The organism is Rhizobacter sp., from assembly GCF_035702065.1.
Lineage (GTDB): Bacteria > Pseudomonadota > Gammaproteobacteria > Burkholderiales > Burkholderiaceae_C > Rhizobacter.
Map to the genome: position 1 here is coordinate 1 of NZ_DASSRA010000081.1, position 13,749 is coordinate 13,749.

A 13,749-nucleotide genomic window follows, 5' to 3' on the forward strand; every position below is an offset into this window, starting at 1 on the left:
TGAGCCTGGAGAAGTTCGGCCTCAACTACTGGGCCGCCCTGGTGCTCGCACCGCTGGTGGTGGGGGCGCTGGGCGTGCTGATCGAGCGCACCTTGCTGCGCCACCTCTACAAGCTCGACCCGATCTACGGCCTCTTGCTCACCTTCGGCCTGGCGCTGATCGCCGAAGGCGTGTTCCGCGAGCAGTTCGGCGTGTCGGGCCAGTCTTACCCGGTGCCCGACCTGCTGCAAGGCGCCACCAACCTCGGCTTCATGGTGCTGCCCAACTACCGTGCCTGGGTCGTGCTGGCCTCGCTGATCGTGTGCCTGGGCACCTGGGTGCTGATCGAGAAGACGCGCCTGGGCGCCACGCTGCGCGCCGGCACCGAGAACCCGGCGCTGGTGCAGGCCTTCGGCATCAACGTGCCGCTGATGGTGATGTTCACCTATGCCGGTGGCGCCGCACTCGCCGCCATCGCCGGCGTGCTGGCCGCGCCCATCATCCAGGTCACGCCGCTGATGGGCAGCAACCTCATCATCATCGTGTTCGCCGTGGTGGTGATCGGCGGCATGGGCTCCATCCTCGGCTCCATCCTCACCGGCCTCGCGCTCGGCCTGATCGAGGGCCTGACCAAGGTCTTCTACCCCGAGGCCTCGAGCATCGTGGTCTTCGTGATCATGGCCATCGTGCTGATGATTCGCCCCGCCGGCCTGTTCGGCAAGGAGAAATAAGTTGTTCGCAGTTCGTTCGCTCTCGGGCCGCGCCGCCGGCGGGGCCGTGCTGGTGTTCGCCATCGCCGCGCCCTTCATCGGCATCTATCCGGTGTTCGCGATGAAGGCGCTTTGCTATGCCTTGTTCGCCTGCGCCTTCAACCTGCTGCTGGGCTACACCGGCCTCTTGTCCTTCGGCCACGCGGCCTTCATGGGCGCGGCCGCGTACGGCACCGGCTGGCTGGTGCGCTCGGCCGGCTGGCCGCCGGAGCTCGGGCTGCTCGCCGGCGTTGTCATCGCCGCGCTGCTGGGCCTGCTGGTCGGCCTGATCGCGATCCGCCGCCAGGGCATCTACTTCGCGATGATCACGCTGGCCATGGCGCAGATGATCTTCTTCATCTGCCTGCAGGCGCCCTTCACCGGCGGTGAAGACGGGCTGCAAGGCGTTCCGCGCGGCAAGCTGTTCGGCCTCATCGCGCTGGACGACGACCTCACGATGTACTTCTTCGTGCTGGCTCTCTTCGTGGCGGTGTTCCTCTTCATCGTGCGCGTGGTGCACTCGCCCTACGGCCAGGTGCTGAAGGCCATCCGCGAGAACGAGCCGCGCGCCATCTCGCTGGGTTACCAGGTCGACCGTTACAAGCTGCTCGCCTTCGTGCTCTCGACGGCCATCGCCGGCCTGGCCGGCGGCCTGAAGACGCTGGTGCTGGGCTTTGCCACCTTGTCCGACGTGCACTGGTCGCTCTCGGGCGAGGTGATCCTGATGACGCTGCTGGGTGGCCTGGGCACCTTTGCCGGGCCGGTGGTCGGGGCCTTCACCATCATCGGGTTGCAGAACTTCCTGGCCGACCGCGTGGGCTCGTGGGTCACCGTGATCATCGGTGCGATCTTCGTGGTGTGCGTGCTGGCCTTCCGGCGCGGCTTTGTCGGCGAGTTCGTGGCGCGCTGGCCGCGCACCGCACCCGCGGCCCCACCCCCAACACCGACGCCTGCGCCGACCAAACGGGAAGCCACCGCATGATGCCGCCGCTGTCGGTGGCCCAGCGGCTGGCGCTGGGCTTTGCCAGCCTGGTGCTGATGCTCGTGGGCGTGGCCACGCTCAATGGCCTGGAGATCCGCGCGACCGGCGAGCGCATGCGCCAGATCGTCGAGGTCAACAGCGCGCGCAGCGACCTGGCGCACGAGGCGCTCAACCACATCAACCAGATGGCGGTGCAGGCGCGCTCGATCGCCTTGTTGACCGACCTGCGCGAGATCGACAACGAGGTGAAGGCGCTGGCCGCCACCGCAGCGCGCTATGCGCAGACCGAGGCGGCGCTCAACACCCATCTCGACGCCAGCCCCGCCAGCACCGAAGAGCGCGCGCTGGTCGGCGAGCTGGCCGTGGCGGCGAAGGCCACCATCCCACTGCTGCTGAACGCGGCCAAGCAGGCGCAAGACGGCTCCAACATCGGCGCCACCACCACGCTGATGACGCAGGCCCGGCCGCAAGAAGCGGTGTGGCGCAGCAAGGTCGAGCAGCTGGTGGCGCTGGAGCGCGCCGCCAACGGCACGGCCTATGCCGATGCGGTGTCGGGGCAGCAGCGCGCGCTGGGCATCGCCGCCGCCGTCGTGGCGCTGGCGGTGTTGGCCGGCGCACTGCTGGGCTGGCGCATCACGCGCAGCGTCAAGTGGCCGATCGACCGCGCGATCCGCGTTGCCGAGCGCATTGCCGAAGGCGACCTCAGCTCGCACGTGGAGGTCGGCCAGCGCGACGAGATCGGCCGCCTGCTGGCGGCGGTGGCGGCGATGCAGCAGCGGCTGCGCGACCTGGTCGGGCAGATCCGCCAGTCGTCGGACAGCATCCATGTGGCGAGCGCCGAAGTCAGCACCGGCAATGCCGACCTCAGCCAGCGCACCGAGCGCGCCGCCTCCAGCCTGCAGCAGACCGCCTCGTCGATGGAAGAGCTGAGCAGCACGGTGCGCCACAGCGCGAGTGCGGCCGAGCAGGCCAACCAGCTGGCCCGGCGTGCCTCGGCCGTGGCCTCGCGCGGCGGCGAGGTGGTGACGCAGATGGTGGCCACCATGAGCGAGATCCACGACAGCTCCGAGAAGATCAGCGAAATCATCGGCGTGATTGACGGCATCGCCTTTCAGACCAACATCCTCGCGCTGAATGCCGGCGTGGAAGCCGCCCGCGCCGGCGACCAGGGGCGCGGCTTCGCGGTGGTGGCGGGCGAGGTGAGGTCGCTCGCGCAGCGCAGCGCGGTGGCCGCCAAGGAGATCAAGGCCCTCATCGACGCGAGCGTGGGCAAGGTCGATGCCGGCTCGCGGCTGGTGAAGTCGGCGGGCGACACCATGAGCGAGATCGTGAAGAGCGTCGAGCAGGTGGCCGCCATCGTCGGCGAGATCACCAGCTCGGCCTCGGCGCAGAGCTCGGGCATCGGCCAGGTCAGCAGCGCCGTCACGCAGCTCGATCAGGTGACGCAGCAGAACGCCGCGCTGGTCGAAGAGGCGAGCGCCGCGGCCGAAAGCCTGCGCGAGCAGGCGCAGCGGCTGACCGACGTGGTGGCTACGTTCCGGCTGAACTGATCAGCTGCTCGTCCAGGCTGCGCAGGAGCTGGGCCACGTTGAGCGGCTTGGTGAGGTAGGCCACGAAGCCTGCCGCCTGCGCGGCGCGGGCCTGGTCGGGTGAAGCGTCGGCCGAGAGCACGATGCGCGGCACCTGCCGCAGCTGCGGGTCGCGTGCCAGGTGGCGGGCGAGGTCGAGGCCGCTCATGTCGCCGAGGTGCATGTCGACCAACAGCAGGTCGGGCCGCTCCTGCTGCGCCAGGCGCAGGGCCTGCTCGCCGCTGGAGGCCACGACCAGGCGGCAGGCCGGGCGCATCTTCAGCACCTGGCGCACCAGCTCCACGTTGACCGGGTTGTCTTCGGCATAGAGCACGGTGAAGGGCGACAGCGGCAGGGCGCCCGGCGCGGTGTCGCCACCGGCCTCGGCGGTGCCGGCCTGGCCGGGCGGGGCCCAGGGCAGCGAGGCGGTGAAGCAGCTGCCCTCGCCGACGCGGCTCTCGACCGACACCTCGCCGCCCATCAGCTGCGCCAGCCGCTGCGTGATGACGAGGCCGATGCCCGTTCCCTCGATGCCGCTGCGCTCGATGCCCAGGCGGTTGAAGGGCTCGAACAGGTGCTCCTGCTGGCGCGCGCTGAGGCCGATGCCGGTGTCGTGCACCTGCAGGTGCACGCGGCCCGCAGCCGCGTCGACCGGCCAGCTCAGCGTGACGCTGCCACCCGGCCGGTTGTACTTGATGGCATTGCTGACCAGGTTGACCAGCACTTGGCGCAGCCGCAGGTGATCGGCACGCACGCAGGTGTCGGCGTGGGCCCGCTCGGGCTCGCTGCGATCGACCTGCAGGCTCACGCCGGCGCTGGCCGCGGCCGGCGCGACCATCGCCAGCACCTCGTTGGCCACCACCTGCACCGGCACCGTGTCGAGCTGCAGCGCGACGCCGCCGCTTTCGATGCGCGAGAGGTCGAGCACGTCGTTGATCATCGCCAGCAGGTGGGCGCCGGCCTGGGCGATGTGCTGCACGCGCGCCTGCTGCGAGGGGCTGAGCGGCTGCGTGGCATCGAGCGCCAGCAGCTGCGAGAAGCCGAGCACGGCATTGAGCGGCGTGCGCAGTTCGTGGCTCATGCGCGAGAGGAACTCGGTCTTGGCCGCGTTGGCGCGCAGCGCCGCCTCGGCGGCCAGCGCGGCCTCTTCGGCGCGACGGCGCGCGGTGGTGTCGACCATCAGGCCGCGCAGCCGCGGCCGCCCGGCCTCGTCGGTCACCAGGGTGACCAGGCTGCTCATCCACAGCACCCGGCCATCGGCCGCCATGAAGCGGTACTGGATCACCTGCGAGCCGCCGCCTTCCTGGACGGCCGCCACCTCGGCGAGCCCGCGCTCCAGGTCGTCGGGGTGCAGGTGGCGCGACCAGAACCGCACCTCCATCCACTCGGCCAAGGGGTAGCCGGTGATCGCCTCGGCCTTCTCGCTCACGTAGGTGAAGCGGCGTTCCTGTGCATCGGACTCCCAGAAGATGCCGTCGACCGAACTCACCAGGTCGAGAAAGCGCTGCTGGCTGCTGCGCAAGGCCTGCTCGGCCTGCTTGCGCTCGGTGACGTCTTCGATCACGCGGATGAAGTAGTCGGGGCTGCCGTCGGGCCGGCGCACGAGCGTCATGGTGGAGTTGGCCCACACGGCGTGGCCGTCGGCATGCAGGTAGCGCTTTTCGGTGCGGTACTCGCTGATCTCGCCGCTCAGCAGCCGCTCGCGCAGGCCGACCTCGGCCGCCCGGTCGTCGGGGTGGGTCACGTCTTCGGAGCGCATCGTCATCTGCTGCTCACGGGTGCGCCCGAGCATGTCGCACAGGCGCTGGTTCATGGTGCGCGGCATGCCGTCGAGGCTCAACTGCACGATGCCCACGCTGGCCATGTCGAAGATGGCCTGCAGCTGCTCCTGCTGCGCGAGCAGCGCCTGCGTGGCCGCACGCCGCTCGCGTTCGGCGCGCACCGCACCGAAGATGGCGGCCACGCTGGCGAAGAGCGGCTGCAGGTGGTCGACCAGCGCCTGGTCGTAGCCACCGGGCCGGTTGGCCAGGCCCAGCATGCCCACCATCTCGCCACCGTGGAACAGGGGCACGCCGAGGAAGGCGTCCATGCCCGGGTGCCCCGCGGGCAGCCCGCCGCGGCGCGGGTCGTTGGCGGGGTCGTTGCTGATGACGACTTCGCGGCGCGTGACGGCCGCACCGAACAGCGTATCGAGGTTGTGGAACTCGAGCGCGTCTTGCGGGCCACCCCGCATGTGCCGCTCGGCCAGGGCGCGGGTGGTGTCGTCCCAGGCGATGTTGGTGAAGACCTCCATGCGCAGGAAGGGCGCGCCGCGGTCGTCGTGCAGCAAGCCGGCGAGGAAGCCGTAGCCGCTGCCCGTCCAGTGCAGCAGGTCGGTCAGCAGGGGGTCGAAGACCTCGCGCGGCGGCGCGGCGCGGATGTAGCGTGACTGGACCCGGCCGATGATGGCGCCGAGATCGTGCGTGCTCGGAAGCGGTTCGCTGGGGGATGTCACGCCGGGCTCCGGGGGTCCGGGCCACTGTGTCACAGCCCCCCAGGCTTGGGAAGGCCCGGGAAACCCATCGATGCCGCAGGTGCGCCCTTTGGCACACTCGACGGACAACGTTTCATCGGAGACCCGACATGACGCGCCGACCGCTCGCTCCCACCCTCTCGCGCCGCCACTGGCTCGCCGCCTGCGCGGCCTGGGCCGCCGCACCCGGCGCGGCGTTCGCGCAGGCCTGGCCCAGCAAGCCAGTGCGCATCGTCGTGCCCTTCGCGCCCGGCGGCACCACCGACATCCTGGCGCGCGCCATGGCGCCCGAGCTGAGCCAGGCCTTCGGCCAGCAGTTCGTGGTCGACAACAAGCCCGGCGCCGGCGGCAACGTGGGCGCGGACCTGGTGGCCAAGTCGCCGGCCGATGGCTACAACCTGCTGATGGGCACGGTGGGCACGCACGGCATCAACCAGTCGCTGTACCCCAAGATGCCCTTCGACCCGATCAAGGACTTCGCGCCCATCACGCTGGTGGCTGGCGTGCCCAACGTGCTGGTGATGAACCCGGCCAAGGCCACGGCCGTCGGCATCAACACGGTGGCCGACCTCATCAAGTACGCGAAGGCCAACCCCGGCAAGCTCAACATGGCGTCGAGCGGCAACGGCACCTCGATCCACTTGAGCGGCGAGCTGTTCAAGAGCATGACGGGGACCTTCCTCGTGCACTTCCCGTACCGCGGCTCGGGCCCGGCGCTGCTCGACCTGATCGGCGGCACCATGGACCTGATGTTCGACAACCTGCCCTCGGCCATGCCGCAGATCAAGGCCGGCAAGCTGAAGGCCCTGGCGGTGACGACCGCGCAGCGCAGCGCGGCCCTGCCCGAGGTGCCGACCATCGCCGAGTCGGGCGTCAAGGGCTTCGAGGCCAGCTCGTGGTTCGGCCTGCTCGCACCGGCCGGCACGCCGGCCGACATCGTCAACCGCATCCAGCAGGAAAGTGCCAAGGCGCTCGGCACACCCGCGCTCAAGGAGCGGCTGCTGGCGCAAGGCGCGATCCCGAGCGGCATGACGCCGGCGGAATTCAGCGCCTACATCGCCGCCGAGACCAAGAAGTGGGCGCAGGTGGTGAAGATCTCCGGCGCCAAAGTGGACTGATCTTCATCCTTCCGCGCTCGCCGGAAACTTGCCCAGCGCCGACTCCGTCAGCACCGAGTCGCAGTACTCGCGCATCTCGACGATCTTGCCCTGGGCCAGCCTGAACACCAGGCAGTAGTCGTTGTCGTAGCGCTGGCCCGTGGTGCTGACCATGTCGCCCCGCGCCTCCACGGCCACCATGTCGCCCGCGGCCACGATGCTCTGCGCGATGACGCGTCCGCCCGGCTGCACGCGTTGACGGAAGTGGCCGTACAGGTCGCGCAGCAGCGAGGCCTTGCCGTGGAAGGTGCGCGACCACGAGTACTGGCCCGTCACGCGCATCACCACGTCATCGGCCAGGCTCTCGACGAAGAGCCGGTTGTCGCCCTTGGCGAGGCCGGCGAAGATGGCTTGCATCAGCTGTCGGTTGTTGTCTGCAGCAGCGTCCATGAGATCGACTCCTTGTCGTGTGTGTTGATTCAAGGGGTCGCACTATGGGCACGAGGCCGCGCGCGGCCAAATGATCATTCCGGCACCGCGCATGAATCCATATCATGCGCAGATGCGCCGACTGCCGCCCTTTCCCGAACTGGTCGCCTTCGAGGCGGTGGCGCGGCACTTGAGCTTCACGCGTGCGGCGGCCGAGTTGAGCCTCACGCAAAGCGCCGTGAGCCACCGCGTGCGCCGGCTCGAAGAGCACCTGGGCCAGCGCCTGCTCAACCGCCTCAACCCCGGCCTCACGCTCACCGAGGCCGGCCTGGCCTTGCTGCCCGAATTGAGCGACTGCCTCGACGGCCTGGCGCGGCTGGGCGGCCAGAAGGTGCGCCGCCTGCGCGTGGGCGCAGGGCCGGCGCTCTCGTCGTGGTGGCTGGTGGGCCGCCTGCCGGGCTTCATGGCGCAGCGGCCAAGCCTGTCGGTGGAGCTGCTGCCCATCGAGCCCGGCCAGCCACTGCCGCCGAATCTCGACGTGTGGATCGCCTGGTCTGTGGCGAAAGACGAACCCGCCAGCAACGAGCAGCAGCCCTTGTTCACCGAGCGCGTGTTCCCCGTCTGCAGCCCACGCCTCCTGCCCGGCGGGCGGCCGCTGCGCAACCCGCAAGCGCTCGCGCAGATGACGCTGCTGCACAAGGCCTCGGGCCGGGTGGGCGAGTGGAGCTGGCCGCTGTGGCTCAGCCGCCTGGGCGTCGACGCGCCCACCGATGGCACGCACGAGCTGCACCTGGCCGACATGGGCCTGGTGCTCTCCGCCGCCATCGAAGGCGCCGGCGTGGCGCTCTCGCGCTCGCTGCTGGTTCAGGACGCGCTTGAAGCGAAGCGCCTGGTGGTGGCCATCGACGGCGTGGAGCCCATGCTCTCCAGCAAGCACCACGTGGCCCGCTGGCCCGCACGCAACCACGGCGACGCCGACGTGGCCGCCTTCGTCGCCTGGCTGCAGGAGGAATCCGCCAAGACCGTGGCACGCTGCGACGCCACCCTGCAGCGCATGGTCATGCGCGCGGCGGGCTGACATGCTCCAGAGCTTCTTGCGCTACGGCCTGGTCGGCGGTGTCGCCACCGCGGTGCACTACCTGGTGCTGGTGCTGTGCGTGGAAGCGGCGCACTGGCCCGCCTTCATCGGCTCCGGCGTGGGCGCGGTGGTCGGCGCGCAGGTGGCCTTCTTCGGCAACCGGCACTTCACCTTCGGGCACCGCGGCCCGCTCGGGCCAGCGTGGCTCAAGTTCCAGGGCACGGCGCTGCTCGGCGCCGTGGTCGGCATGGCGGTGGTGGGCGCCGTGGTGCAGGCCGGCTGGCACTACCTGATCGGGCAGGTGATGGCGACCTTGACGAGCCTGGTGCTGACGTTTGCGGTGAACCGGGTGTGGACCTTCCGGTGACGGCGGGCGCCCACGGATGCCACGACCCTTCCCACCATGAGCACCGCCGGCTGTTCGGGAACTCCGCTCGGCGCAGCGCCCGCTCAGGCACGCACCCAGCTCTGGCCAAGCGTGACACCGGCCTCGGCCAGGTCGGCGCTGAACGCGGGGCTTTCCAGGTAGGCCAGTTCGCGCAGGCGCGCTTCGCCGATGGCGTCGCCGGCGGCGGCGGTTTCGGCAGGGTGGCAGAAGAGCATGCCGCCTTCGCGCGGCAGCGTGGCCAGCCAGGCGCGCATCAGGCCGCGGTAGTCGGCGGTGGTGAAGTCGTAGGCGCCGAGCAGGCTGGCGTTGTGGCGCAGGCCGTGGCGCTGCAGCTCGCGGCGCAGCGCGCGGCCGCCGGTGCGCTCGATCACAAAGCGCTTGAAGGCAAAGCCGGGGCCGAGCAGGCGCGCGGTGCTGCGCACGGCCGGGCGCGGCGACAGCGGTGCGATGCCGTCAAGCACCACCTGGCGCAGGCCGGGCAGGTGGTGCACATGCTGGTGGCCGTCGACCATCTGCGGCGCGCGGCCGGTGGCTTGCACGAAGGCATCGACCTGCGCCTGCCACTCCACGCGCAGCGCGGCCAGCGGCAGGGCACGCAGGTGCGACCGCAGCAGCAGCTTGGGCAGCGAGGGCAGGGCGGGCCACACCTGCGCCAGCTCGCGGCTCAGCGGCTGCCCTTCGGTGAGGTTGAAGTGCAAGCCGACGGTGACCGTGCCCGGCAGCTCGCGCAGCAGCGGCGCGGCCTCGCGCCAGTGCGGCGCGTTGGTGATGCACGAGACAGCCGTGAGCCGCCCGGCGCGCGCCAGCATGGCGATGCCGCGTGACACACCGGGGGCGATGCCGAAGTCGTCGGCACAGATCGTGAGAGTGCGCCCCTCGCCCGATGGGTACATCGGTCGGTCCCCCGAGGGGATGGGGGCCGGCTTGGGAGCGGCCCGGCGCTCGGCCCCCGCGCCCGCCTTCATCTTGCGGCGGTCTCGTCGCGTGCAGCCAAACCGGTGCCCTGGTCGCTCGCGATCAGGTAGATCGGGCGCTGCTTCACCTCGTCGAAGATGCGGCCCACGTACTCGCCCAGGATGCCGATCGACAGCAGCTGCACGCCGCTGAAGAACATCAGGCTCGTGACCAGGGTGGCCCAGCCGGGCACGTCGTGACCGCGGATGAAGTGCTCGATGATGATCAGCACGCCGAAGCCGATGGCGCCCACGGCGATCAGCGCGCCCACCGCGCTCCACAGGCGCAGCGGCAGGTTGGAGAACGCCGTCACGCCGGTGAGCGCCAGGCGCACCAGGCTGCGCAGCGAGAAGCTGCTCTGGCCCGCCTGCCGCTCGGCGGGGTGGTAGTCGATGATCTCGGTGCGAAAGCCGACCCAGGCGTACAGGCCCTTCATGAAGCGGTTGCGCTCGGGCAGCGACTTGAGCGCGTCGACCACGCAGCGGTCCATCAAACGGAAGTCGCCCGCGTCGACGGGGATCTGCACCTTGCTGCCCTTGCGGTTGACCATCCAGTAGAAGAGGGCGGTGCCGATGCGTTTGGGCAGGCTCTCGTCGGCGCGCGAGGCGCGCGCGGTGCACACCATGTCGGCGCCGCCGCGCCAGGCCTCGACCATCTGGGCGATCAGCTCCACCGGGTGCTGCAGGTCGGCGTCCATCAGCACCACCACGTCGCCGGCGGCGTGGTCGATGCCGGCGGTGAGCGCGTGTTCCTTGCCGAAGTTGCGCGACAGGCGCAGCAGGCGCACGCCGCCCTTGACCACCCAGGGCGCGACGGCCGCGGCCGTGTCGTCGGAGCTGCCGTCGTCGACGATGACGACCTCGAAGCGGTCGCTCAGCGCGGCCAGCTGCGGCAGCAGCCGCGTCAGCAGGGTGGGCAGGTTGCCGGCCTCGTTGAAGGCCGGCAAGATACAGCTGATGGAAGGGCGTGCGGGGCGGGAGGCGGCTTGCATGCGGTCGGACGGGGCACCGAGGTCAGACTCGGCACTGTACGTGGACTTCAGGCCGATTTGAGTTCGGGGAAGCGTTCCTTCAGCGCGGCGATCAGCTCGCGCGCCTCTTCGGGCGAATCGGGCAAGGGGTTCTGCTCGTTCTTGATGCGCTGGATGTCGCCCACGATCTGGCACAGCTGCTCGAGCGCGTGCTCGCCTTCGGGCCCGAGCTTCTTGGGCTGCACCGTGGCCACCAGCGCCAGCAGCAGGTCGCTCATCACGCCGATCTGCTTGCCGTAGGAGGCCACCTCGCGCAGCGCGCGCACCTCGACCTCATTGCTGCCGGCCTTGGCCAGCAGGCTGGCGTGGATGTCTTGCGTGACCGCGCCGCTGAACGGCCAGTGCACCTCGGGGCTGAAGTTGAGCCAAGTCATGGAGACCTCCCGTGCCGTGAAGCGTGAATCGTGCGGCGCAGCATGGGCAACGTCAAGACACAATCCGCGCATGCTCACCCCCCACCTCCGGGCCTACCGGCAGACCGCCCTGCGCGACGACCTGCTGGCCGGCGCCATCGTGGCCGTGCTGCTGATCCCGCAGGCCCTGGCCTACGCGCTGCTGGCCGGCCTGCCGCCGCAGGTGGGCATCTATGCGAGCCTGCTGCCCATGCTGGCTTACGCGGCGCTCGGCTCCAGCAGCGTGGCCTCGGTCGGCCCGGCCGCGGTGCTGGCGCTGATGACGGCGCAAGCCATGGCCCCGGTGGTCGGCGCCGAAGGCGTGAGCCCTTCGATCGCCGCGCTGGTGCTGGCCACCGAGGTGGGGCTGCTGCTGGCGGTGGCGGCGCTCTTCAAGCTCGACGCGCTGGCCTCGCTGCTGAGCGCGCCGGTGCTGCAGGGCTTCTCGACCGGCGCCGCGGTGTCGATCGCCTTGTCGCAGCTGCCGGCCTTGCTGGGCAGCACGGCGCACGGCGCGAGCACGCCCGAGCTGGCGCGCTCGTGGTGGCAGAGCGGCGGCTGGGGCCATGCCCTCACTTCGGCCTATGGGGCCGGGGCGCTGGTGCTGTTGCTGCTGGCACGGCGGCTGTCGCGCCGCCATGCGATGCTGGCCCGCGCCGCGCCGCTGGCAGTGATCTGCCTGGCCTCGCTGCTGGCCTGGGCCAGCGCCGCGCCCGACCACGGTGTGGCGGTGACGGGCCCGCTGCCGGCGATCGGCCTGCCCTTTGCGTTGCCGCCCTTCGACGCGGCGCTGTGGTGGCAGCTGCTGCCGGGAGCCTCGCTGATCGCGCTGGTCACCTTCGTCAGCAGCTTCGCGGTGGCCGAGAACCTGGCCCTGCAGCGCAGCGAGCACGTGGACGGTCGGCGCGAACTCGCGGCGCTGGCGGCCAGCAACCTGGTGGCCGGCATCGGCCAGGGCATGCCGGTGGGCGGCAGCTTCTCGCGCAGCGCGGTCAACGCCGATGCGGGCGCGCGCACGCGCATGGCGGGTGTCTGGGCCGCGCTCTTCATGGCGCTGGCGGTGCTGCTGCTCGCCGTGCCGCTGGCCTGGCTGCCGCGTGCGGTGCTGGCGGCGAGCATCGTGCTGCCGGTGCTGGCGTCGGCTGAGTGGGGCGCCTTCGGCCGCGCCTGGCGCTACTCGCGTGGCGAGGCGGCAGTGATGGGCGCGGTCGCGGCCCTCACCGTGCTGCAGAGCACGCAGTGGGCGCTGGGCGTGGGCGTGGCGGTGTCGATCGCGCTGATGCTCAAGCACGCCGCGCGGCCGCACGCCGCACTGATCGGCCGCGTGCCGGGCACCGAGCACTACCGCAACGTCGAGCGCTACGCCACCGAGCTCACGCCCGGCGTGATGAGCCTGCGCATCGACGAAAGCCTGCTCTTCATCAACGCGCGCCAGCTGCTGGGCGTGGTGGCACGCTACCTCGACACCTACCCCGACACCAAGCGCGTGCTGCTGCAGATGACGCCCGTGAACCGCATCGACCTGAGCGGGCTCGAAGCCCTGCGCGCGTTGCAGACGGTGCTGCTGGAGCGCGGCATCCAGCTCGACCTGTCGGAAGTGAAGGGCCCGGTGCTCGATGCGCTGCGCGCCTCCGGTTGGGCCAACTGGTTCAAGGGCCGCCTGTTCCTGAGCCACCACCATGGGGTGTCCGGCGACGAAGGCATGGCGCCTTAGTCGTCGCCGCTCAGTCGTCCACCTGCACCAGCTTCATGCGGCCCGAGGCGCCGCTGCGGATCGTGACCTGCGACTTGCGCAGCCCGAGGTGCCGCGCCACGAGCGCAACCAGTTCCTCGTTCGCCTTGCCATCGACTGGCGGCGACTTGAGCTGAGCGAGCCAGCTGCCGTCGGGCTGCTCGGCCAGCTCGCTCACGCGGGCGTTGGGCTTGACCTTGATCTGCAGTGTCTTCACGGGGCCGGATTGCAGCACAATCGCCTCGCCCTGCGGCCACCCCTCCTCTTATGACCCCCCTGCTTTCGACTGCACAGCGGCCCGCCGCGCGCGACCCCTTGCTGTGGTTTGCGCTGTCGATGGCCGGGTTGTGGGTGCTGATCCCCGCGCTCATCAACGCCGGCCAGCAGGGCGATCACTTCGAGCAGTTCACCTGGGCGCACAGCATGGAGGGCGGCTACCACAAGCACCCGCCGCTGCCGACCTGGCTGCTCGCCCTCATGATCAAGCTGCTCGGGCCCACGCCCTACGCCACCTATGTGGTGGCCGGGCTGATGGTGCTGGGCACCGGCCTCTTCACCTGGCTCGTGGCGCGCGAGCTGATCGGCCCGCGCCTGGCCTCGCTGGCCGTGGTGCTGTGGGGCCTGCACTGGGCCTTCAGCTGGAAGGCGCAGCTGCTCAACCACAACTCCGTGATGATGTGCTGCATGGCCGCGGCCGCGTGGCTCGCCATCCAGGCCGCGCGCCGCCCAAGGGCCTGGGCGTGGTGGCTGGGGCTGGGTGGGGTGGGCGGGCTGGCGCTGCTGTCGAAGTACCAGTCGGCCATCCCGCTCGCAGGCATCCTGCTCGCGCTGTGGGGCGCCGGCTGGCTGAAGCGGCGCG

The 13,749-nt window shown here is 70.7% G+C and carries 14 protein-coding genes; 8 read left to right on the forward strand and 6 right to left on the reverse strand.

Features of this window, described 5'->3' with window-relative positions; genetic code table 11:
- The 3 genes from VFL64_RS03825 to VFL64_RS03835 form a co-directional block, all read left to right on the forward strand.
- Positions 1 to 710, forward strand: a 710-nt coding sequence (locus tag VFL64_RS03825; RefSeq protein ID WP_489539059.1) for a branched-chain amino acid ABC transporter permease, incomplete at its 5' end; no start/stop codon positions are given.
- A 46-nt stretch (positions 711 to 756) separates the two neighbouring features.
- Positions 757 to 1,710, forward strand: a complete 954-nt coding sequence (locus VFL64_RS03830; RefSeq protein WP_489539072.1) for a branched-chain amino acid ABC transporter permease — start codon at positions 757 to 759, stop codon at positions 1,708 to 1,710.
- Complete coding sequence (locus VFL64_RS03835; protein WP_489539060.1) at positions 1,707 to 3,260, forward strand: methyl-accepting chemotaxis protein; 1,554 nt, start codon at positions 1,707 to 1,709, stop codon at positions 3,258 to 3,260. Before VFL64_RS03830 ends, VFL64_RS03835 begins: the two co-directional genes overlap by 4 nt.
- Here VFL64_RS03835 and VFL64_RS03840 read toward each other — a convergent pair.
- Positions 3,241 to 5,772 carry a PAS domain S-box protein gene (locus VFL64_RS03840; protein WP_489539061.1) on the reverse strand — a complete coding sequence of 844 codons (2,532 nt, stop codon included), beginning with the start codon at positions 5,770 to 5,772 and terminating at the stop codon, positions 3,241 to 3,243. The genes VFL64_RS03835 and VFL64_RS03840 overlap by 20 nt on opposite strands.
- A 128-nt stretch (positions 5,773 to 5,900) precedes the next feature.
- Between VFL64_RS03840 and VFL64_RS03845 the strand changes: the two genes are divergently transcribed.
- Positions 5,901 to 6,908 (forward strand): tripartite tricarboxylate transporter substrate binding protein, encoded by a 1,008-nt coding sequence (locus tag VFL64_RS03845; protein WP_489539062.1) that lies wholly within the window; start codon positions 5,901 to 5,903, stop codon positions 6,906 to 6,908.
- A 3-nt stretch (positions 6,909 to 6,911) separates the two neighbouring features.
- On the opposite strand, the gene VFL64_RS03850 is transcribed toward VFL64_RS03845, so the two are convergent.
- Entirely contained in the window at positions 6,912 to 7,337 is a 426-nt protein-coding gene (locus tag VFL64_RS03850; RefSeq protein ID WP_489539063.1) for a nuclear transport factor 2 family protein, read from the reverse strand.
- 91 nt (positions 7,338 to 7,428) lie between these two features.
- Here VFL64_RS03850 and VFL64_RS03855 point away from each other — a divergent pair, with 91 nt between their 5' ends.
- Both VFL64_RS03855 and VFL64_RS03860 read left to right on the forward strand, forming a co-directional pair.
- Positions 7,429 to 8,394, forward strand: a complete 966-nt coding sequence (locus VFL64_RS03855) for a LysR substrate-binding domain-containing protein (protein WP_489539064.1) — start codon at positions 7,429 to 7,431, stop codon at positions 8,392 to 8,394.
- A 1-nt stretch (position 8,395) separates the two neighbouring features.
- Positions 8,396 to 8,761, forward strand: coding sequence for a GtrA family protein (locus VFL64_RS03860; RefSeq protein WP_489539065.1), 366 nt, complete (start codon positions 8,396 to 8,398; stop codon positions 8,759 to 8,761).
- Positions 8,762 to 8,844: 83 nt separating this feature from the next.
- Here the strand turns inward: VFL64_RS03860 and VFL64_RS03865 are convergent, their stop codons facing one another.
- The 3 genes from VFL64_RS03865 to VFL64_RS03875 form a co-directional block, all read right to left on the reverse strand.
- Complete coding sequence (locus tag VFL64_RS03865; RefSeq protein ID WP_489539066.1) at positions 8,845 to 9,675, reverse strand: ChbG/HpnK family deacetylase; 831 nt, start codon at positions 9,673 to 9,675, stop codon at positions 8,845 to 8,847.
- Between the two features lie 68 nt (positions 9,676 to 9,743).
- The gene (locus VFL64_RS03870; RefSeq protein ID WP_489539067.1) at positions 9,744 to 10,682 is read right to left on the reverse strand and encodes a glycosyltransferase family 2 protein; all 939 of its coding nucleotides are present in this window, start codon (positions 10,680 to 10,682) and stop codon (positions 9,744 to 9,746) included.
- A gap of 92 nt (positions 10,683 to 10,774) precedes the next feature.
- Positions 10,775 to 11,140: a hypothetical protein gene (locus tag VFL64_RS03875; protein ID WP_489539068.1), complete on the reverse strand. Its 366-nt coding sequence runs from the start codon at positions 11,138 to 11,140 to the stop codon at positions 10,775 to 10,777.
- 70 nt (positions 11,141 to 11,210) lie between these two features.
- Here VFL64_RS03875 and VFL64_RS03880 point away from each other — a divergent pair, with 70 nt between their 5' ends.
- On the forward strand, positions 11,211 to 12,872 hold the full coding sequence (locus VFL64_RS03880) for a SulP family inorganic anion transporter (RefSeq protein ID WP_489539069.1): 1,662 nt from the start codon (positions 11,211 to 11,213) through the stop codon (positions 12,870 to 12,872).
- A 10-nt stretch (positions 12,873 to 12,882) separates the two neighbouring features.
- Here the strand turns inward: VFL64_RS03880 and VFL64_RS03885 are convergent, their stop codons facing one another.
- A complete protein-coding gene (locus VFL64_RS03885; RefSeq protein ID WP_489539070.1) occupies positions 12,883 to 13,107 on the reverse strand; it encodes a DUF167 domain-containing protein in 225 nt (74 codons plus the stop codon).
- Positions 13,108 to 13,157: 50 nt separating this feature from the next.
- Here VFL64_RS03885 and VFL64_RS03890 point away from each other — a divergent pair.
- A partial coding sequence (locus VFL64_RS03890) for an ArnT family glycosyltransferase (protein WP_489539071.1) occupies positions 13,158 to 13,749 on the forward strand: 592 nt, incomplete at its 3' end.